General features: G+C 67.0%; 15 protein-coding genes. 11 read left to right on the top strand and 4 right to left on the bottom strand.

Features of this window, described 5'->3' with window-relative positions; all coding sequences use genetic code 11:
* Positions 1-385: 385 nt before the first annotated feature.
* Positions 386-1,849: a cellulase family glycosylhydrolase gene (locus XcuCFBP2542_RS04855; protein ID WP_104602478.1), complete on the bottom strand. Its 1,464-nt coding sequence runs from the start codon at positions 1,847-1,849 to the stop codon at positions 386-388.
* A gap of 200 nt (positions 1,850-2,049) precedes the next feature.
* Between XcuCFBP2542_RS04855 and XcuCFBP2542_RS04850 the strand changes: the two genes are divergently transcribed.
* The 8 genes from XcuCFBP2542_RS04850 (at position 2,050) to hemC (ending at position 12,451) form a co-directional block, all read left to right on the top strand.
* Positions 2,050-3,537 (top strand): SulP family inorganic anion transporter, encoded by a 1,488-nt coding sequence (locus XcuCFBP2542_RS04850; RefSeq protein ID WP_104602477.1) that lies wholly within the window; start codon positions 2,050-2,052, stop codon positions 3,535-3,537.
* A 231-nt stretch (positions 3,538-3,768) separates the two neighbouring features.
* Positions 3,769-4,749, top strand: coding sequence for a GGDEF domain-containing protein (locus XcuCFBP2542_RS04845; protein ID WP_170066949.1), 981 nt, complete (start codon positions 3,769-3,771; stop codon positions 4,747-4,749).
* 145 nt (positions 4,750-4,894) lie between these two features.
* Positions 4,895-6,544, top strand: a complete 1,650-nt coding sequence (locus XcuCFBP2542_RS04840) for a M28 family metallopeptidase (RefSeq protein WP_104602476.1) — start codon at positions 4,895-4,897, stop codon at positions 6,542-6,544.
* A 446-nt stretch (positions 6,545-6,990) separates the two neighbouring features.
* The gene (mdoH, locus tag XcuCFBP2542_RS04830; RefSeq protein ID WP_249027609.1) at positions 6,991-8,985 is read left to right on the top strand and encodes a glucans biosynthesis glucosyltransferase MdoH; all 1,995 of its coding nucleotides are present in this window, start codon (positions 6,991-6,993) and stop codon (positions 8,983-8,985) included.
* 24 nt (positions 8,986-9,009) lie between these two features.
* Positions 9,010-9,678, top strand: a complete 669-nt coding sequence (locus tag XcuCFBP2542_RS04825; protein ID WP_104602474.1) for an alpha/beta hydrolase — start codon at positions 9,010-9,012, stop codon at positions 9,676-9,678.
* A gap of 4 nt (positions 9,679-9,682) precedes the next feature.
* Positions 9,683-10,735 carry a sensor histidine kinase gene (locus XcuCFBP2542_RS04820; protein ID WP_104602473.1) on the top strand — a complete coding sequence of 351 codons (1,053 nt, stop codon included), beginning with the start codon at positions 9,683-9,685 and terminating at the stop codon, positions 10,733-10,735.
* A 33-nt stretch (positions 10,736-10,768) separates the two neighbouring features.
* Positions 10,769-11,506: a LytR/AlgR family response regulator transcription factor gene (locus tag XcuCFBP2542_RS04815; RefSeq protein WP_167526948.1), complete on the top strand. Its 738-nt coding sequence runs from the start codon at positions 10,769-10,771 to the stop codon at positions 11,504-11,506.
* Positions 11,507-11,536: 30 nt separating this feature from the next.
* On the top strand, positions 11,537-12,451 hold the full coding sequence (gene hemC, locus XcuCFBP2542_RS04810; protein WP_104602471.1) for a hydroxymethylbilane synthase: 915 nt from the start codon (positions 11,537-11,539) through the stop codon (positions 12,449-12,451).
* A 225-nt stretch (positions 12,452-12,676) separates the two neighbouring features.
* Here the strand turns inward: hemC and XcuCFBP2542_RS04805 are convergent, their stop codons facing one another.
* Positions 12,677-13,483 (bottom strand): DUF481 domain-containing protein, encoded by an 807-nt coding sequence (locus XcuCFBP2542_RS04805; RefSeq protein WP_104602470.1) that lies wholly within the window; start codon positions 13,481-13,483, stop codon positions 12,677-12,679.
* 271 nt (positions 13,484-13,754) lie between these two features.
* On the opposite strand from XcuCFBP2542_RS04805, the gene XcuCFBP2542_RS04800 reads away from it, so the two are divergent.
* Positions 13,755-14,720, top strand: a complete 966-nt coding sequence (locus XcuCFBP2542_RS04800) for a helix-turn-helix transcriptional regulator (RefSeq protein ID WP_104602469.1) — start codon at positions 13,755-13,757, stop codon at positions 14,718-14,720.
* 39 nt (positions 14,721-14,759) lie between these two features.
* On the opposite strand, the gene XcuCFBP2542_RS04795 is transcribed toward XcuCFBP2542_RS04800, so the two are convergent.
* Positions 14,760-15,326, bottom strand: coding sequence for a lipocalin family protein (locus tag XcuCFBP2542_RS04795; protein ID WP_104602468.1), 567 nt, complete (start codon positions 15,324-15,326; stop codon positions 14,760-14,762).
* A 363-nt stretch (positions 15,327-15,689) separates the two neighbouring features.
* Here XcuCFBP2542_RS04795 and XcuCFBP2542_RS04790 point away from each other — a divergent pair, with 363 nt between their 5' ends.
* A complete protein-coding gene (locus tag XcuCFBP2542_RS04790) occupies positions 15,690-16,004 on the top strand; it encodes a hypothetical protein (RefSeq protein WP_104602467.1) in 315 nt (104 codons plus the stop codon).
* Positions 16,005-16,073: 69 nt separating this feature from the next.
* The gene (locus XcuCFBP2542_RS04785) at positions 16,074-18,167 is read left to right on the top strand and encodes a prolyl oligopeptidase family serine peptidase (RefSeq protein WP_104602466.1); all 2,094 of its coding nucleotides are present in this window, start codon (positions 16,074-16,076) and stop codon (positions 18,165-18,167) included.
* Positions 18,168-18,475: 308 nt separating this feature from the next.
* Here the strand turns inward: XcuCFBP2542_RS04785 and XcuCFBP2542_RS04780 are convergent, their stop codons facing one another.
* Complete coding sequence (locus XcuCFBP2542_RS04780; protein WP_104602465.1) at positions 18,476-19,660, bottom strand: pyridoxal phosphate-dependent aminotransferase; 1,185 nt, start codon at positions 19,658-19,660, stop codon at positions 18,476-18,478.
* Positions 19,661-19,703 lie beyond the last annotated feature (43 nt).

Here is a 19,703-nt window from a genome sequence, read left to right as displayed (position 1 = left end):
GCAGTTGCGATCGCGCAGTGGCGTTACCACCACGATCGATAAGTCAGACCGACACCAATTCGGTGACGCACAAAGCGGTAGGAGCGCACCTGGGCGCGATGGGAATAACGGTGACGCCTCGTCGCGCCCGGGTGCGCTCCTACAGGGACACAGGCGGGTTTTTTTGCAGTGCAGTTGCGATCGCGCAGTGGCGTTACCACCACGATCGATAAGTCAGACCGACACCAATTCGGTGACGCACAAAGCGGTAGGAGCGCACCTGGGCGCGATGGGAATAACGGTGACGCCTCATCGCGCCCGGGTGCGCTCCTACGCGGTGGTCTGGTCAGCGACCTGGCTGCATGTGGCGGATGTGGCGGGCACCCCGGTGCCCGCCACGCGATGCTCAGCTAGCCGCGCAGAAACCGAATTCGGCGGTGGCGCCGGCGGCCAGCGTGCGGTTGAAGTCCACGCCACTAGCCTTGAGCGTATTGCCGGTCTGCGACCAGGTGACGTTCCAGGCATTGTTGACCGTGCCGGTGACCGGCAGCGCGATCGACCAGGTGCCGCTGGCGGTGCCGGTATTGGTGACCTGCACGCGGTTGCACGCGCCGCCATTCCAGCTGCTGTCCAGAATCACCTTGGTGCTGAAGCTGCTGGTGCCCGGGGTGGGCGTCGGAGTCGGCGTTGGTGTGGGAGTAGGCGTCGGCGTTGGTGTGGGAGTAGGCGTCGGAGTTGGAGTCGGAGTAGTGTTGGAGATGGTGCCCCACAAGGTGCGCAGCAGCGTCATCTTGTCCTGGCGCACCGTGGTCCAGTCGTCGCGCAGGATGCCGCCGGTGTCGCCGCTGTTGGGATTCCACGACCAATAGAAGCCTTCGTTGATGCCCTTGCTGCGCAGGTACTTCACCAGTGCGTCCTGCCAGACCTTGTCGCGTGCATCGCCTTCGCCGTACTTGCCGCCGAATTCGCCCAGCAACAGGGCGTGCGTGCCGATGAACTGGCCGAAGTGGCGGTCCCAGATGGCCGGCATGTTGTTGGGGAAGGTGCTGTCGTTGAAGTACGACTGCACAAACACATCCGGGCCATACACATGCGGCGCCAGCAACAGGCGGTTGGCCGGGATGTTCAGCGGGGTGCAGGTCAGCGGCTGCAGGTTGCCGCCCCAGAAGATGCCGCCGTTGGTGGAGCACACCGGGTTATCGGTGATGCCTTCCACCGCGATGATCCATTTCGGCGCCACCGCCAGCACGGCCGCCGAACCGCGCTCGGCGGCCTTGTTCCAGTCAGTGGCGGCATTGCCGGTGCCCCAGGTGGCGGCGCCGTGCGGTTCGTTTTTCAGGTCCAGGCCAAGCACGAACGGCACGTTCTTGTAGCGGTTGGCCACGAATCGCAGGTCGGTGAGCCACTGGGCTTCGGAATAGGAGCCGGTGTACCAGAGTTCGGAGATGGACGCGCAGTCGGGGGTGTGGTGATCCAGCAACACGTACATGCCGCGCGCATTGAATTCGTTGATGACCTTGTCGAGGATCTGCAGCGCGGTCAGGCCCTGCAGGTCGGCGTTGCGGCTGTAGTCGATGCTGGTCGGCTGAGTGTCGCTGCGCAGCGTGGCCGGGCAGAACGGCAGGCGCACGGCGTTGAAGCCCAGGCTCTGCATCTGGCCGATCATGTCTTTCCAGTTGCGCGCCCACAGGCCGTGCATGACATGGTTGCCGGTTTCGAAACCGAATACGTTGACGCCCTTGAGCTGCACGACATTGCCGTTGTCGTCGACGATGCGGTTGTTGCTGATGGCATAGCTGTGTGCCGGGGCGGCAGCCAGCGCCAGCGCGGTGGCCAACGCAGCGGCGGTGACGGTCCTGAGGATGGACATGCGGATCTCCGTGGGTGAGCGAGCCCGACACCCGGGCCCAGTAAGGGGGGCATCTTGTTCCTGGGCCCCGGATCGGGGCGTGATTTGCGCCACAGAAAGAGGCTTTGGCGATTCAGTCACACCGGAAGCGGTTGTTTGGACCACAATTCGCACCTCCGGATGGCCACGCGCTGTCCCTCTTGTCCCTGGAGTGTCCACGAATGTCCTTGCTGCGTGCCGAACTGGCGCAATGGCGCGCCTCGCCCGCGCGCGAACTGATGGCCGGTGCGGTTGCCACCTTCGCCCTGATTCCCGAGGTGATCGCATTCGCCTTCGTCGCAGGCGTGGACCCACAGGTGGGGTTGTTCGCCTCCTTCGTGATCGGCATCGTCATCGCCTTCTGCGGTGGCCGTCCGGCCATGATCTCGGCGGCGGCCGGGTCGGTGGCGCTGGTGGCGGCGCCCCTGGTCGCGGTGCATGGCCTGCCGTATCTGCTGGCGGCGGGGCTGCTGGCCGGCGCCGTGCAGATCCTGTTCGGGTTGCTGCGGTTGGGCGTGCTGATGCGCTTCGTCAGCAGCTCGGTGCGCACCGGTTTCGTCAACGCGCTGGCGGTGCTGATCTTCGCCGCGCAGCTACCGCATCTGCTGGGCGCCAACCTGGCCAGCTGGGCGATGCTGGGGGCGGGCCTGGCGATCATCTACGGGCTGCCGCGCCTGCGCATCCCGGGGCTATCGGCGATTCCTTCTCCGCTGCTCTGCATCCTGCTGCTGACCATCGCCGGTAGCGTGCTGCAGCTGCCGCTGAAGACCGTGGCCGACCTGGGCAAGCTGCCCACTGCGCTCCCGTTCCTGCAGTGGCCGGCGGTGCCACTGACGCTGGAGACCTTGCGCATCATCGCGCTGCCGGCGCTGGCCATCGCCATGGTGGGCCTGCTCGAATCGTTGATGACCGCGCGCGTGGTCGATGAGCTCACCGATACCCCCAGCGACAAGAACCGCGAATGCACCGGCCTGGGCCTGGCCAACGCGGCGGCCAGCCTGTTCGGTGGCATCGCCGGCTGCGGCATGATCGGGCAGACCGTGGGCAACGTGAAGTACGGCGGCCGTGGCCGGCTGTCGACGTTATTTGCCGGCGTGTTCCTGCTGATCCTGATGGTGCTGCTCAAGCCGTGGGTGTCGCAGGTGCCGGTGGTGGCGCTGGTGGCCATCATGGTGATGGTCTCGGCGGAGACCTTCGACTGGCGCTCGTTGCGCACCGTCGTCACCCACCCGCGGACCTCCAGCGTGGTGATGCTGGCCACCGTGGCGGTGACCCTGGCCACCGACAACCTGGCCGCCGGAGTGGCGGTGGGCGTGGTGCTGAGCGGGGTGTTCTTCACCTTCAAGGTGGCCGGGCTGCTGCAGATCACCCACGACGATGGCGCAGACGGCGTGCGGACCTATAACGTGCGCGGGCAGGTGTTCTTCGCCTCGGCCGATGTATTCATCGATGCCTTCGATGCGCGGCAGGTGCCCGGCCGCCGTGTGGTGATCGATGTCGGTCGCGCGCACTTCTGGGACATCACCGCCGTGGCCGCCCTGGACAAGGTGGTGCAGCGGCTGCGGCATCACGAGCTGGAGGTGCAGGTCAAAGGCCTGAATGCCGGCAGCCGGCGCCTGATGCAGGCGCATGCGCTGGGCGAGGATGCACTGGAATCGGCATTGCCGTGAACGGCGCAGCCCGGCGTGGCGGCGCGCGGTCGTGCCCGCCGCCGCGTGGCGGCCAACCGGTCACGCGCTGAGGCCGGCCGGCGCGTGATCTCAAGTTTGTGTCACCTGCGCCGATGAACCGGCTACCTGATTGTTGGTCGCCGTCGTGAAGCCTCTGCGTTGCCGTCCCCGTTGTCTGCCAACAGGCCGCCTTTGCGGTGGCGGGCCCGCGTGCGCCCGGCGGAGGGGTCGATGAGCGCGACGCCGTTGCTGGAACGCATGGTCGACATGAGCGCCATCCGCGATGCGGAACTGCTCGACCTGAGCCTGTTGCGCACCATGCGCGAGGTGTGCGCCGTCGAGGAACTGTCGCTGCTGCGGATCGCCCCGGATAGCCGCACCATGGCCGAAAGCCGGTTGCGCGACGACGGCCGCCTGTCGTTGACGGTGGCCGAGCTGCACGATGCGCAGATGCGTGCGCAATTGGCCGAGCTGCATGGCCCGGGCGAGGTGCTGCAACTGCAGCAGGATGGCCGCTCGCTGCTGGTCTACCCGATGATGGAAGCGCGTGGCATCCGCACCTGCCTGCGGGTGGGCGGGGCAAGCGCGCCCGGTGCCGCCGAGCAGGCGATGCTGCAGGGGTTTGCGCGGTTCTTCCAGAACTACCGCAGTCTGCTCGACGACGCCCAGCGCGATGCGTTGACCGGCCTGCGCAACCGCAAGACATTCGACGATGTGATCCTGCAGCTGTTTTCCGGCAGTGCCGAGGCCGCAGCGACGCAGGGTGTGTGGCTGGGGATCGTGGACATCGATCACTTCAAGCGCATCAACGACACCTTCGGGCATCTGTATGGCGATGAGGTGCTGTTGCTGGTGGCGCAGCTGATGCAGCGCGCGTTCCGGCAGGACGACCTGTTGTTCCGCTTCGGCGGCGAGGAATTCGTGATCGTGCTGCGCGGGGTGGATCGCGATATCGCCGTCGGCTTGTTCGAGCGGTTCCGTGCGGCGGTGGCCGGGCACGATTTTCCGCAGGTGGGGCAGGTCACCCTCAGCACCGGCATCGTGGAGCTGACCCATGGCCGGCTCATCAGCGAAATGCTGGATGAGGCGGACAAGGCGCTGTACTGGGCCAAGCAGCACGGCCGCAACCGTGCCGCGGTGTATGCCGAGCTGATTGCCAGCGGGCAGTTGCAGCAGAGCATCCAGCAGGTCGGGAGCGTGGATCTGTTTTGAACAACGCCGCGCGCGAGGGCTGCGCAGTGTCGGTGCGGTGATGCAGCGCCGGCAGGCATCCAGCGTCATCGCCCTGCCGTGCATGCAGCCACTGCCGGCGTCCTGACCTACACTCCGGGCTTGTTCGATCACACCGGAGTGCGCAGTGAAGCGAGTTGCAGCAGGACTACTGGCAATGGCGGTCTCGACCGCCACACTGGCGCAGACGCCGACGTTCGACGGTGCGCGCATCTCGCGCGACGTCAAGGAACTGGCTTCCGACGCCTACGAAGGCCGTGGCCCGGCCACCGCTGGCGAAGCCAAGACCGTGGCCTACCTGAGCAAGCAGTTCGCCGCCGCCGGCCTGCAGCCCGGTGGCGATCTGGCCGACGGCAAGCGGCTGTGGACCCAGGCGGTACCGCTGCGGCGCGCCGATATCGTCGGTGCACCGACCATCGCGCTGGCCGATGCCGGCAAGTCGCAGCCGCTGACCCAGGGCAAGCAGATCGCCATCCGCGCCGCGCTCGACGGCTCGTCCACCGTGGACATCGCCAACGCACCGCTGGTATTCGTCGGCTATGGCGTCAAGGCGCCCGAGCGCGACTGGGATGACTTCAAGGGCGTGGACCTGAAGGGCAAGATCGCGTTGGTGCTGATTAACGACCCGGACTTCGAAACCGGCAAAGGCGCCTTCGACGGCGCCGGCATGACCTACTACGGCCGCTGGAGCTACAAGTACGAAGAAGGCGCACGCCAGGGCGCGCTCGGCGTACTGGTGGTGCACGAGACCGCACCGGCCTCCTATGGCTGGGACACCGTGGCCAGTTCCAACACCAACACCATGTTCGACGTGGTGCGCGACAACCCGCGCGCGGCGCATCCCACGCTGGAAGGCTGGATCCAGCGCGATCTGGCGGCCACGCTGTTCAAGCGCGCCGGCCTGGATTTCGATGCATTGAAGCAGCAGGCGCAGACCCGCGGCTTCAAGCCGGTGGAACTCAAGGGCCAGGGCCTGAGCGCCCGCTACCAGGTCACATCCGACGTGATTACCTCGCACAACGTGGTGGCACGTCTGGAAGGCAGCAAGCGGCCCAACCAGACGCTGATCTACAGCGCGCACTGGGATCATATCGGCGTGGGCAAGCCGGATGCGCGTGGCGACACCATCTTCAACGGCGCACTGGACAACGCCAGCGGCACCGCCGCTTTGCTGGAACTGGCACGTGGTTTTGCCAAAGGGCCCAAGCCCGAGCGCTCGGTGGTGTTCCTGGCGGTCACCGCCGAGGAAAAGGGCTTGCTGGGTTCGGAGTTCTACGCCTCCAAGCCGCTGTACCCGCTGGACACCACGGTGGCGGTCATCAACATGGATGGCATGAACCCGTTCGTGCCCTCGCGCGACTTCGGCATCTACGGCACCGCAAAGCTCGAACTGCTCGACCAGCTCAAGACCGTGGCGGCGCAATCCAAGCTGCGCTACACCCCCGATCCCAAGCCGCAGGCCGGTTATTTCTTCCGTTCCGATCACTTCTCCTTCGCCAAGCGCGGCGTGCCGGCGCTGTCGTATGCGGCCGGGCAGGATTGGGAAGTGGGCGGCGTGGCCGCAGGCAAGGCTGCCGCCGATGACTACACCGCCAAGCGCTACCACCAGCAGGGCGATGAGTGGAAGCCGGACTGGACCTTCGCTGGCGCCGCGCGCGACCTGGGCGTGCTGTACACGCTGGGCCAGCAACTGGCCGATTCGCGGCAATGGCCAAACTGGAGCGGCGATTCGCAATTCCGCGCCATCCGCGATGCCAGCGCGGCGGCGCGCAAGTAGGCGGCGTCTGCGGCAACGGCCATGCCGGCGCGGGCTGGCGCGGCATGGCTGTTGCCGCGCCGCTGCTGGCATATTGCTTGCATCGCTGATGGTGGCGGCAGGGCAGCGCCGGCCGTGACAGCCTGCGCGCCAGCCCGCAATCTGTTGGGGTTGCGTTCGGTTGTCACCGCGTAGTCTGCCGCGCGGTCCTCGTCGGGCAGGGGCGAAGACCGCACAATGGCCTTCGTTTCCTTTAACGGACGATTCTTTAGCATGAGCCGCGACAGTGCGTCGCCGCCAGGAGAGTTTGTGCATCGGAGTGGTTCCAAAGCTGCCAACCCCGCGTTGTGCCTGCACACCGCCAGGCTTGCTCTCGTTGACGCATGCATGAGGTTCTCGCGCCGCATCGCGGGAAGCCATCTTCCGTTTCCGCCCACATTGTCGCCCGCGTGCGACGGACAGCCCTGATGGACGGTACCGTGACCCTTTCCCCCGCGCCCACCGATTTGCCCCCCGTCTCCGCGCTCGATGCCGGCCAGCCCACACTGCCGCCGGAAGCGCCGTTGGCGATGCCCGAACAATCGCTGCGCGAGGGCCAGTTGCAGGTGCCGCACCAGCGCACCTCGCCGCCCGGCATCGGGCTGCGCCGCTTCTATCTGATCGGCGGCACCTTCGCCACCACTGCGGTCGCGGTGTGGGTGATGCTCAGCGTGTTGTGGCCCGACGGCATCAGCGTGCTGGAAGGCTGCCTGCTCGGGCTGTTCGTGCTGCTGTTCGCCTGGATCGCGATGTCCTTCGCCAGCGCGGTGGCCGGCTTCGTCACCGTGGTCGCGCGTGCCGGGCGCAAGCTCGGCATCGATCCGGAAGAACCGCTGCCCACGCTGCGCTCGCGCACCGCGCTGCTGATGCCCACCTACAACGAAGACCCGCGCCGGTTGCTGGCCGGCCTGCAGGCCATCTACGAATCGGTGGCCGAGACCGGGCAGCTGGAGCACTTCGACTTTTTCGTGCTCAGCGACACCACCCGCGAGCACATCGGCCGCGCCGAAGAGCGGGTCTACAACGAACTGTGCGACAGCGTCGGCGGGCATGGACGCATCTTCTACCGCCGCCGCGCCGACAATGCCGCGCGCAAGGCCGGTAACGTGGCCGACTGGGTGCGCCGCTTCGGTGGCAACTACCCGCAGATGCTGATTCTGGACGCCGACAGCGTGATGACCGGCGACACCATCGTACGGTTGGTCGCGGGTATGGAAAACAACCCGGACGTGGGCCTGATCCAGACCCTGCCGGCGGTGGTCAACGGGCAGACCCTGTTCGCCCGCATGCAGCAGTTCGGCGGGCGCGTGTATGGGCCGATCATCGCCTTCGGCGTGGCCTGGTGGCATGGCGCCGAGAGCAATTACTGGGGCCACAACGCCATCATCCGCACCCAGGCCTTTGCCGATCACGCCGGCCTGCCGTCGCTGCGCGGGCGCAAGCCGTTCGGCGGCCACGTGCTCAGCCATGATTTCGTCGAAGCGGCGCTGATGCGGCGCGGCGGCTGGGCCATGCATATGGTGCCGTACCTGCAGGGCAGCTACGAAGAAGGCCCGCCCACGCTCACCGACCTGCTGATCCGTGACCGCCGCTGGTGCCAGGGCAACCTGCAGCACGCCAAGGTGGTCGGCGCCAGGGGGCTGCACTGGATCAGCCGCATGCACATGCTGATCGGCATCGGCCATTACTTCACCGCGCCGATGTGGGGCCTGCTGATGCTGATCGGCATCGGCATTCCGCTGGCCGGCGGCGGCATCGACCTGGCCGGCGACCTGCCGTTCTCGCCTGCCCGCTACTGGCACGGCAGCAGCCAGGGCAATGCGATCTGGATCTTCATCTGCACTATGTTCGTGCTGCTGGCGCCCAAGCTGCTCGGCTACATCTGCCTGCTGCTCAACCCGCGCGAACTACGTGCCTGCGGCGGTGCCATCCGCGCCGCGCTGAGCATCCTGCTGGAAACCGTGCTGGCCGCGCTGATGGCGCCGGTGGTGATGTACCTGCAATCGCGCGGCGTGTTCGAAGTGCTGGCCGGCAAGGATTCTGGCTGGGATGCGCAGGTGCGCGACGACGGCAAGCTGTCGTGGCCGGCGCTGTTGCGCAGCTACGGCGGGCTGACCGTGTTCGGCGTGTTCATGGGGACCTTGGCCTATCTGGTCTCGCCGTCGCTGGCGGCGTGGATGGCCCCGGTAATCGTGGGCATGGCGGTATCGATCCCGGTGGTGGCGCTGACCTCGCTGCGCCGCGGCGGCCTGGCGTTGCGCCGCGCCGGCATCTTCTGCATCCCCGAAGAACTCGACCCGCCCAAGGTGCTGGTGCGTGCCTCCGAGCTGCGCCGCGCCGCCGCCCAGCACCCCCCCGCTGATCTGACGGGCGCGCGGCGCCCGCGCCTGCGTGATCGGGCAGGGCCGGCGCGCAAGGCATAATGCCCGGCCCCCGAACGGAGCTGGATGATGCTGGAAGTGATCGAACGCGAGACCGGACCGAACCCGCAGTGGACCGTGCTGTGGCTGCACGGCCTGGGCGCCGACGGCAGCGATTTCGCCCCGCTGGTGCCGGAGCTGGTGCGTCCCGACTGGCCGGCGCTGCGCTTCGTGTTCCCGCATGCGCCGATCCGCACGATCACCATCAACAACGGTGTGCGTATGCGCGGGTGGTACGACATCGTGGGCATGGATTTTGCCCAGCGTGCCGACAAGGCCGGCATCGCCGAATCGGTGGCCCAGGTCGAAGCGCTGATTGCCCATGAGCAGAGCCGCGGGACCGCCCCCGGGCGCATCCTGCTGGCCGGCTTCTCGCAGGGCGGCGCGGTGACCCTGGCGGTAGGCCTGCAGCGCAGCGTGCCGCTGGCCGGGCTGATCGCGCTGTCGACCTATCTGCCGGACCCGGCGGCCGCTGCCAGCCAGCTGCAGCCGGCCGCCACCGGCCAACCGCTGTTCATGGCCCACGGCAGCGCCGATCCGGTGGTGCCGTTCGCGGCCGGCCAGGCCAGCATGCAGGCCCTGCGCACGCTCGGCTTCGCACTGGACTGGCACACCTACCCGATGGGCCACCAGGTCTGCCTGGAAGAGATCGACGCCCTGCGCGACTGGATGCAGGCGCGCTTCGCCGCGGCCTGAGCCCATGGCCACCGGCGCCCCCCAGATCGCCTGGATGCCGGACCTGTGCCGGCTGCCCCGGTTGGGTGCGATGCTGGGGCTGGCCGAACTGGTGGTGCTGGTGGTGACCTTGGTGCCCGAGGCCGATGCCGCGCGCAGCATCACCCTGTCGCGCTTCCTTTCGGCCAGTGGCCTGGCGCTGTGGTTGGCGCTGGCGGTCAGCGTCTTGCTGTGCGTGCTGCGGCCCGCGTTGTCGCGGCTGCCGCCACGGCTGGGTGGGCTGGCGGCGTTGTCGATCGCCGCCGTGGTGGCGATGCTGGGGGCCGGGATCGTGCACGCCCTGTATGCGGCGCTCGACCAGGCCCCGCTGGGCCCGCTGGTCGGTTTCTGGCGCTTCACCCTGGGCAGCGCGGCCACCGTGGTGCTGATTACCGCGCTGGCACTGCGCTACTTCTACGTCAGCGACCGCTGGGAAGCACAGGTGCAGGCCAATGCCCGCGCCGAAGCCGATGCGCTGCAGGCGCGCATCCGCCCGCATTTCCTGTTCAACAGCATGAATCTGATCGCCAGCCTGCTGCGCCGCGACCCGGTGGTAGCCGAGCAGGCGGTGCTGGACCTGTCGGACCTGTTCCGCGCCGCGCTCGGTGCCGGCGAAGGCCTGTCCACCCTGCGCGCCGAATGCGAACTGGCCGAGCGTTATCTGGCGATCGAATCGCTGCGCCTGGGCCAGCGCCTGCAGGTGCGCTGGCACCACCAGGAACCGCTGCCCTGGGAGCTGCCGATGCCGCGCCTGGTGCTGCAACCGCTGGTGGAAAACGCCGTGCTGCACGGCGTCTCGCGCATGCCCGAAGGTGGCACGCTGTATCTGTCGCTACGCCAGCGCGGCAACCAATTGCAGATCCGCATCGTCAACCCGGCCCCGCAGCCGGGCACGCAGGCGCCGCTGCTTGCCGGCGCCGGGCACGCACAAGCCAGCATTTCGCACCGGCTGGCGTTCCAGTTCGGTGCCGGGGCACGGATGGCGGCCAGCTGGGCCGAAGGCTACTATGCCTGCGAGATCACATTGCCGCTGCCGTGAGGGAGAGTCACCGCAGCGTAAGGGGGGATGTCCATGACGGCCACGCAAGTGCGGGTGTTGATCGCCGATGACGAGCCACTGGCGCGCGAGCGCCTGCGCATGCTGCTGGCAGACCATCCTCAGGTGCAGGTGATCGGCGAGGCCGAAAACGGCCAGCAGGTGCTGCAGCAATGCGAGCAATGGCACCCGGACCTGGTGCTGCTGGACATCGCCATGCCCGGCGTGGACGGGCTGGAAACTGCGCGATTGCTGCGCCAGTGCCAGCCGCAGCCGGCGGTGGTGTTCTGCACCGCCTACGACCAGCACGCCTTGTCGGCCTTCGATGCCGCCGCGCTGGACTATCTGATGAAACCGGTGCGCCCGGAACGCCTGGCCGCCGCGCTGGAGCGCGTGGCCACCTTCCTGGCCGGGCGCGTGCCCAGCGCCGCGCCGGCACCGCTGCGCACCCATCTGTGCGCGCGCCTGCGCGGCAGCCTGCGGTTGATCGCCATCGGCGACATCCGTTATCTGCAGGCCGAAGAGAAGTACGTCATCGTCCACCACACCCGTGGCGAGGACCTGATCGAAGAATCGCTCAAGTCGCTGGAAGACGAATTCTCCGACCGCCTGGTGCGCATCCACCGCAATTGCCTGGTGGCCCGCGACGAGTTGCTGGAACTGCGTCGCGGCAGCGACGGCCAGGTGCATGCGGTGCTGCGCAACGTGCCGCACCCCCTGGAAGTGAGTCGCCGCTGCGTGGCCAGCCTGCGCGATCAACTTCGCCATGTATGAGTTCGCGGTCCGGTCCGCGATAATGGCGCAATGACCACGCTCCGCATCGCCACCCGCAAAAGCCCGCTTGCCCTCTGGCAGAGCGAACATGTCGCCGCCGCGCTGCGCCAGCACCACCCCGGCCTGGAGGTGGTGCTGGTGCCGATGAGCACCCGCGGCGACGAAGTGCTGGACCGTTCGCTGGCGGCGATCGGCGGCAAGGGCCTGTTCCTGAAGGAGCTGGAGCTGGCGATGCTGCGCGGCGATGCCGATTGCGCGGTGCATTCGCTCAAGGACGTGCCGATGGAGCTGGATGCGCCCTTCGTGCTGCCGGCCATCCTGCCCCGTGGCGATGCCGCCGATGCGCTGGTGTCCAACCTTTATGCCAGCCTGCAGGCACTGCCGCTGGGTGCACGCGTGGGCACCTCCTCGCTGCGTCGCCAGGCGCAGCTGCGCGCCGCCCGCCCGGACCTGGAATTGATCGACCTGCGCGGCAACGTCAACACCCGCCTGGCCAAGCTCGACAACGGCGGTTACGACGCCATCGTGCTGGCCTGTGCCGGCCTGCAGCGGCTGGGCCTGGATGCACGCATCAGCGCACGGCTGGACGCGCCGCAGTGGCTGCCAGCGCCGGCGCAGGGCGCGGTGGCGGTGGAATGCCGCAGCGACGATGCACGCATCCACGCCCTGCTGGCGGTGCTGGACGCGCCCACCACCCGCGTCTGCGTGGAAGCCGAGCGGGCCATGAATCGCGCGCTGCACGGCAGCTGCCACGTGCCGGTGGCGGCCTTCGCGCGTTGGCAAGGCGAAGGTCTGTACTTGCAGGGCATGGTCGGCAGCGCCAGCGATGGCCGGCTGATCCATGCCGACGCACACGGCAGCGCCGACGACACCGAAGCACTGGGTCGCCGCGTTGCGCAGGGCTTGTTCGACAAGGGCGCCGCGCAGCTGCTGGCCGAGCTGTAGCACCCGAACCCAGCCGTGCCCTTCGTAGGAGCGGACCGGGCCGCGAACGCGTTACCGATAGAGGCACCGATGGGGTTGGATTTTGGTGGTAACGCCCCTCGCGCCCGGGTGCGCTCCTACAGGGATGCTGCACGCCGCGCGCGCGCCAGCAATTTGTAGGAGCGGCCCCGGCCGCGACGGGCGTTACCGGGAAAGCCCTCGCGGCCAGGGCCGCTCCTACGGGGCTTACTTGAAGGTGTAGACGAGATTGACCGTGGTCAGCGTGTCGGTTTTCTTGTCGCCTTCGCTAACGTCGCTGTTGTGGCGCATCTGCCAGGCGGCCTTGAGCGCGAAGTGCGAGTTCATGCTGACCTGCACGCCAAAGTCGTTCTGCGCATAGGTGTTGTACTGGCCCGATTCCACCAGCAGGGTGTTGATGAGATCGGTGTTGTCGGTGACGGTGTACTTCAGGTCGAACAGGCCGCGCCCGATCAAGCCCGTCTCGTTGCGGTCGTCGTTGCTGTTGTGCGCGCGACGGATACCCGGGCCTACCTGCGCATCCAGATAGAACCGCTGCGCGTCGATCAGACGCGTGCCATAGCCGATACCGAAGGTGGCCAGGCGGTCGTAGGTGGCGAAGTCGTCGTGTTCGTAGCGGCCGGTGGCGGTGAGCTGGCGGTGTTCGCCCAGCTGCAATGCGCTGCCGGCGCTGCCGGTGTAGCGCTCGGCCGTGGTCTGGCGCTCGCGCGTGGTGCTGCCGTCGTCGTTGGTGTTGATGTACTCCGAGCTGGAGCGCAGCGCGGTGGCGTCCAGGCTGTGGATCCAGTCGCCGTCGGTGTAACGCAGGCGAATACGGCCGTTGAGGCTGTCGGTGGTGCTGTTGCCGTGCGCCGAGGCATAGCCCAGCTCGCCGCTGCTGCCACTCCACGGCGACGGCACCAGTGCCGCAGCGGGATCAATCGGCGTCGGCGCAACCGCGATCGACTGGGCCCACACGGCAGGCGTCATCAACAGCAGTGGCAACAGGGCGGACAACGGGGCACGGCGGGACATGGGCGGCTCGCTTGATGGACGGGGTGGGTAAGGTGGAAGCGGTTTCATGATAACGGACTGTGCGCTTCGTCATGACCAGGTGAACGCCACGCTTTAGTCGTGGTTCCGCTGCTGCTGCCATCCAGCGACGGCAGATGCGCGAAAACTCCCGTCCCGCGCCCAGGCATCCAGCCGATGGTGCGCCGCCGCTACCGCCGCCACGTGGACGAGCGGGCAACGACCCGGGCGCATGCTCACCCCGCCGCGCGACGAATCCGGACATAATCGGCGCATGGACCGCTATGAACGCATCAACTCCCTGCATCGCTTGCTCAAGTCGGCGCGCTATCCGGTCACGGTGGCGCGGCTGCAGGATGAGCTGAGCTGTTCCCGCGCCACCGTGTACCGCGACCTGGCGTTCCTGCGCGATGCGCTGATGGCGCCGGTGGAGGGCGATGGCGAATCCGGCTTCCGCTACCTGTCCGGCGAAAGCGACCGCTTCGAACTGCCCGGCCTGTGGCTCAGTTCCGAAGAATTGCACGCGTTGCTGGCCTCGCAGCAATTGCTCGCGCGTACCGGTGGCGGGGTGCTGTCCTCGATGCTGGCGCCGTTGCAGCAGCGCATCGAAGGCTTGCTGGCCGCGCAGGCCGGGGTGTCGCACTGGCCGGTGGACCGGGTACGGGTGATCCCGCATCGCGGCCGCAAGCTGGACGAAGCCAGTTTCCGCACCGTGGCCTCCGGGGTGCTGGAGCGCAAGCAGCTGAGCTTCGACTACCGCGCCCGTTCCACCGACGAATCCACCAAGCGCACCGTGTCCCCGCAGCGCATTACCCATTACCGCGACAACTGGTATCTGGATGCCTGGGACCATGGCCGCGACGGCGTGCGCAGCTTCGCGGTGGACCGCATCAACCACGCGCGCCTGCTCGATGCGGCGCCGCGCGATGTGCCCGATAGCGAGCTGGACGAACAGCTGGCCGCCAGCTACGGCATTTTCTCCGGCGCGCCCAAGGGCTGGGCCACCATCGTCTTCAGTGCCAAGGCCGCGCGCTGGGTGGCCGACGAACACTGGCATTCCAGGCAGCAGGGCCGCTTCTTGCCGGATGGCCGCTACGAACTCAAATTACCGTATAGCAACTCGCGCGAATTGCTGATGGACGTGCTGCACTACGGTTCGGACGCGGAAATCGTCGAGCCGGTGTCGCTGCGCGAGCAGGTCAAGGCGCTGTTGTCGCTGGCATTGAGCAATTACGACTGAGCCGGCGGGCGGCCTGCGATGCGCCGGCCCGCCGCTATTTCAGCGCTTGTTCGGCACTTCGAATCCCAACCGGTCCACCTGCTCGCGCAGCTGCGGCACGCGCTTGATCTTGTCGGTGTAGATGCCGTAGTCGTCGCGCATCTTGTCCACCAGGGCGCGGTACTGGTCGCGGCTCATGTCCGGCTTGCGGGAAAAGATCCATGCCAGATCGCGGCCTGGGTAGGAAATCAGCATCCATGAACCATCCGGGGCAATTTCCAGGACGCGCTGCTTGGTCGGGATCACTTTGTAGAACCAGACCCGCCAATCGCGATTACCGCTGTCCGCATCCACCGAGGCGCGCGCGTTGACTTCCTTTTCCGGCTCGCCAAAGCCCTCGCGGTACAGGTAACGCACCGCCACCTTGCCCTCTTCGAGCAGGGTGTACTCGTCGCGGCTGGTGACGTGGCCGCGTTCGACCGCGTTGGGCATGCGGGCGATCACATACCAGGTGCCCATCATCTTGGACAGATCGATCGCTGCGGCGCTGGGCGGGTCCTTGGCATGCGCCGGAGACAGGCCGAGCACGAGCAGGAAGGCGAGGGCGATCGTAACGGTCAGGCGCATCGCAACATCACAAAGGGGCAATAGGTGCAGCACACTACCGCATGCAGGGGGCAAGTTCGCGTCAACGGTCGGGTCTGGCGTGTGCGGCGGCGGCCGGCGCGGCAACTCCCTGACGGGACGCCGGTCGGTGGGGGAGGGCGTGAGGCCGTCCTGCGCGGCGCCACAGCGCTCAGGATGGCTGGGCGGTGGGCCGGCGAGAACCCAGCCCGGCGAGGCGGCAAGTCAGGCGTCGGTATGGATGGGTCGAGCGGCGGTGTCTCCCACTGCCGGACAGCCGCGCTGCGTCGGCCAGGTCGCAGTCCGTGAGATGGACGCAGGCAATCCTGCCGGCCTGTTCCATCCTTCCAGCCACGGAGTGCCGCCATGTCGCATCATCGCCCCAACCGCCGTTCCGAACGCCCCGATCCGCGCGTGCTGCGCCCGGTTCGGCAGATTGCCCTGGCAGGTCTTGCGTTGGTGCTGGTGTGGCCGGCCGCGCGCGGGGACAGCCAATGGATCGGTTGGTGGCCGATGTGGCTGGTGGGCATGCCGATGCTGGCCTGGTGGAGCCTGTATCGGTTCGCGCTACCGACCCTGGCGGCGACCGGGCTGCGGCCGGCCGCGCGCCGCCGCCGTCGGCCGCAGGCGCAGCGCCGGCGTGTTGCTTCGCACCCGGCGACATCGGCACGGGCGGCCTGACCTTCGGCAGGGGAGGCCCGGCCAGGTGCTGTGCTAGGTTTTCCGGCATTGGTTTTTCCGGAAATACCCATGTCCAAATTCGCCTCGATCTGCCTGCTTGCCGGCCTGATGACTGTTGGCGCCGTCTCTGCAGAGGAAACCGCCGTGTCCAATGATCCCTACGCCTGGCTGGAAGATGTCACCGGCGCCAAGCCGCTGGACTGGGTCAAGGCCCAGAACGCCAAGACCGAAGCGCGGCTGGCGGTCACCCCGGCGTTCAAGCAGATGGAAACCCGCATCCGCGAGGTGCTGGATTCGGACGCCAAGATTCCCGGCGTGCAGAAGATCGGCGCGTTCTACTACAACTTCTGGAAGGACAAGCAGCATGAGCGCGGCCTGTGGCGGCGCACTACGCTGGACGAATACCGCAAGCCGGCGCCCAAGTGGGAAACGGTGCTGGACCTGGATGCGCTCAACAAGGCCGAAGGCGAGAACTGGGTCTGGCACGGCGCCGACTGCCTGCGCCCGGACTACCAGCGCTGCCTGATCGCGCTCTCGCGCGGCGGTGCCGACGCCGATGTCACCCGCGAGTTCGACCTGGGCAGCAAGCAGTGGGTCAAGGACGGTTTCTTCCGTCCCGAGTCCAAGGGCGGGCTGGGCTGGATCGACCAGGACACCGTCTACGTGTTCACCGATTTCGGCTCTGGTGCGATGACCACCTCCGGTTACCCGCGCATTGCCAAACAGTGGAAGCGCGGTACTCCGCTCAGTGCCGCTGCGGTGGTCTACGAAGGCAAGCCGACCGACATGTACATCGCCGCGATGCACGACGACACGCCTGGATTCGAGCGGGATTTCGTCAGCCGCACCCTGGCCTTCTACAACGACGAGCTGTATCTGAAGGGCGCCGACGGCAAGCTGGTCAAGGTGGACGCGCCCAACTCGGCCAGCAAGGCGGTCAAGCGCCAATGGCTGACCCTGGAGCTGCGCGAGCCGTGGACGGTGGGTGGCAAGACCTACAAGGCCGGCTCGCTGCTGGCGACGCGCTTTGACGCGTTCATGGCGGGCAAGCGCCGGTTCGATGTGCTGTTCGAGCCCACCGAGACCACCTCGCTGGCCGGCATTGCCTGGACTAAATCCCATCTCGTGTTGAACGTGCTCGAAGACGTCAAGAACCGCCTGAGCGTGGTCACTCCAACGCAGGACGGCTGGAAGCAGAGCGCCTTCGTCGGCGCGCCGGCCTTCGGTACGGTCGATGTCAGTGCGGTGGACAGCGATGACAGCGATGCGCTTTGGCTGACCGTCACCGATTACCTCACCCCGACCACGCTGTCGTGGGTCGAGGTCGGCAGCGCGCCGCAGCCGCTCAAGACCATGCCGGCGTTCTTCGATGCCGGCAAGGACAGCATCGAGCAGCACTTCGCCACCAGCAAGGACGGCACCCGCGTGCCGTATTTCCTGGTCCGCCCCAAGGCGCTGAAGCTCGATGGCAGCGCGCCGACGCTGCTCTACGGCTACGGCGGTTTCGAGATCTCGATGACGCCGAACTACTCCGGTGCCCTGGGTCGCTCGTGGCTGGAAAAGGGCGGCGTGTATGCGGTGGCCAACATCCGCGGCGGCGGCGAGTATGGTCCGCGGTGGCACCAGGCCGCCCTCAAGCAGAACCGTCACAAGGCCTACGAGGACATGGCGGCGGTGGCCAAGGATCTGGTCGCCCGCAAGATCACCTCGACCAAGCACCTGGGCGTGCAGGGCGGCAGCAACGGCGGCCTGATGACCGGCAACATGCTCACCCAGTATCCGGAGCTGTTCGGTGCGGTGGTGGTGCAGGTGCCGCTGCTGGACATGAAGCGCTACAGCCACCTGCTGGCCGGCGCCTCGTGGATGGCCGAATACGGCAACCCGGACACCGACGACTGGACCTTCATCCAGACCTTCTCGCCGTACCACCTGTTCGACCCGAAGAAGACCTACCCGCCGGTGATCTTCCTGACCTCCACGCGCGATGACCGCGTGCATCCCGGCCATGCCCGCAAGATGGCCGCCAAGATGATCGAGGCCGGCAAGGACGTGACCTACTACGAGAACATCGAAGGCGGCCACGGCGGCGCAGCCAACAATGCGCAGGCTGCGCATATGGCGGCATTGGCGTACAGCTTCCTGTGGGAGCGGTTGGCGGACTGAGTTGGTCTTGAAAGCAATTCCGCAACTTGCTTTGTTTTTCCATGTGTTGCGTTGAACAAAGCCCTGGGCCGAGTGGTCCAGGGCTTTTTTGGTATTTCCTTCTCCCGCCGGGACATTGTCCTCCTTCATGGGGGAGAAGGTGCCCGAAGGGCGGATGAGGGGACGGTCGCACGCAGAAGGAGATGTTCCTGGGTGCAAAAGTAAACGCGCAGGGCCTGAAGAAACAGCTGCTTTCATCAACCGCAGTGAGCGATGTTGCGTCTGAGCGTAGCGACAGCGATGAGCCGTGCGAAACGCGCGTCATGTCATCAAAAATGGTTCAACCCACGCGCAATTCGCTCTACCGCCTGCTCCAGGCGCGGCAAGCTTTGCGTGTAGGCAATACGCACATGCTGGTTGGCGCGATGGAAGCCGAAGTCGATGCCGGGCGTGAATGCCACATGTTCGGTTTCCAGGAAATGCGCACAGAAGGCCTGCGCATCGTCGGAGAATGCACTGATGTCGGCATACAGATAGAACGCGCCCTGCGGTTCGACGGCGATCTTGAACCCCAATGCGCGCAGGGCGGGCAATAGATAATCGCGGCGTTGCTGGAACTGCGCGCGGCGCGCTTCGAAGATGGCCATGCTCTCGGGCGTGAAGCAGGCCAGCGCCGCGTGTTGCGCAATGGTGGAGGCACTGATGTAGAGATTCTGCGCCAGCTTCTCCAGCTCGGGCACCGCCTCAGGTGGCGCGATCAGCCAGCCCAGCCGCCAGCCGGTCATGCCGAAGTACTTGGAAAAACTGTTCAGCACGAAGGCGCTGTCGTCCACTTCCAGCACGCTGTGCGCATCCAGGCCATAGGTCAGGCCGTGATAGATCTCGTCCACCACCAGATGCCCACCGTGGGCCTGCAGCGCGTGGGACAACCCGGCCAGCTGTTCGCGCGCGAGCACGCTGCCGGTGGGGTTGGCCGGCGAGGCGACCAACGCGCCGACACTGTCGGTATTCCAGCACGCATCCACCAGTGCCGGGGTCAGCTGGTAATCGCTGTTTGGCCCGACCGGCACCAACTGCGCGGCGCCTTCGACCAGGCGCAGGAAATGGCGGTTGCACGGATAGCCGGGGTCGGCTAATAGCCAGTGCCTGCCAGGATCCACCAGCAGGCTGCTGGCCAGTAGCAGCGCACCGGAGCCGCCCGGGGTGACCAGAATCCGCTCCGGATCCAGGCTGCAGCCATAACGCTGCGCATAGAAACCGGCAATGGCCTCGCGCAATGCCGGCAGCCCGCGCGCGGCGGTGTAGCGGGTGTGGCCGGCGGCCAGGGCGGCTTGGCCTGCGGCCACGATCGGCGCGGCGGTGGTGAAGTCGGGTTCGCCAATTTCCAGATGGATTACGTCGTGCCCGGCCTGCTCCAGCGCATTGGCCCGCGCCAGCAGCGACATGACATGGAACGGGGCGATGTCCTGACTGCGGCGGCTATAGCCGCGAAGGGGCGAAAGCGTGGAATCCATTGCGAGGATGATAGACCAGCATGACCTAGGACACATGGCGCTC

The sequence above is a fragment of the Xanthomonas cucurbitae genome, assembly GCF_002939885.1.
Classification (GTDB): domain Bacteria; phylum Pseudomonadota; class Gammaproteobacteria; order Xanthomonadales; family Xanthomonadaceae; genus Xanthomonas; species Xanthomonas cucurbitae.
The sequence above is the reverse complement of the archived record's forward strand: the minus strand, read 5'-3'. Positions and strand labels throughout refer to the sequence as shown.

Bases quoted from the DNA above. Each gene is read 5' to 3' on its own strand.
- XcuCFBP2542_RS04855 (WP_104602478.1), bottom strand. From the start codon at position 1,849: ATGTCCATCCTCAGGACCGTCACCGCCGCTGCGTTGGCCACCGCGCTG.
- XcuCFBP2542_RS04850 (WP_104602477.1), top strand. From the start codon at position 2,050: ATGTCCTTGCTGCGTGCCGAACTGGCGCAATGGCGCGCCTCGCCCGCG.
- XcuCFBP2542_RS04845 (WP_170066949.1), top strand. From the start codon at position 3,769: ATGAGCGCGACGCCGTTGCTGGAACGCATGGTCGACATGAGCGCCATC.
- mdoH (WP_249027609.1), top strand. From the start codon at position 6,991: ATGGACGGTACCGTGACCCTTTCCCCCGCGCCCACCGATTTGCCCCCC.
- XcuCFBP2542_RS04825 (WP_104602474.1), top strand. From the start codon at position 9,010: ATGATGCTGGAAGTGATCGAACGCGAGACCGGACCGAACCCGCAGTGG.
- XcuCFBP2542_RS04820 (WP_104602473.1), top strand. From the start codon at position 9,683: ATGGCCACCGGCGCCCCCCAGATCGCCTGGATGCCGGACCTGTGCCGG.
- XcuCFBP2542_RS04815 (WP_167526948.1), top strand. From the start codon at position 10,769: ATGACGGCCACGCAAGTGCGGGTGTTGATCGCCGATGACGAGCCACTG.
- hemC (WP_104602471.1), top strand. From the start codon at position 11,537: ATGACCACGCTCCGCATCGCCACCCGCAAAAGCCCGCTTGCCCTCTGG.
- XcuCFBP2542_RS04805 (WP_104602470.1), bottom strand. From the start codon at position 13,483: ATGTCCCGCCGTGCCCCGTTGTCCGCCCTGTTGCCACTGCTGTTGATG.
- XcuCFBP2542_RS04800 (WP_104602469.1), top strand. From the start codon at position 13,755: ATGGACCGCTATGAACGCATCAACTCCCTGCATCGCTTGCTCAAGTCG.
- XcuCFBP2542_RS04795 (WP_104602468.1), bottom strand. From the start codon at position 15,326: ATGCGCCTGACCGTTACGATCGCCCTCGCCTTCCTGCTCGTGCTCGGC.
- XcuCFBP2542_RS04790 (WP_104602467.1), top strand. From the start codon at position 15,690: ATGTCGCATCATCGCCCCAACCGCCGTTCCGAACGCCCCGATCCGCGC.
- XcuCFBP2542_RS04785 (WP_104602466.1), top strand. From the start codon at position 16,074: ATGTCCAAATTCGCCTCGATCTGCCTGCTTGCCGGCCTGATGACTGTT.
- XcuCFBP2542_RS04780 (WP_104602465.1), bottom strand. From the start codon at position 19,660: ATGGATTCCACGCTTTCGCCCCTTCGCGGCTATAGCCGCCGCAGTCAG.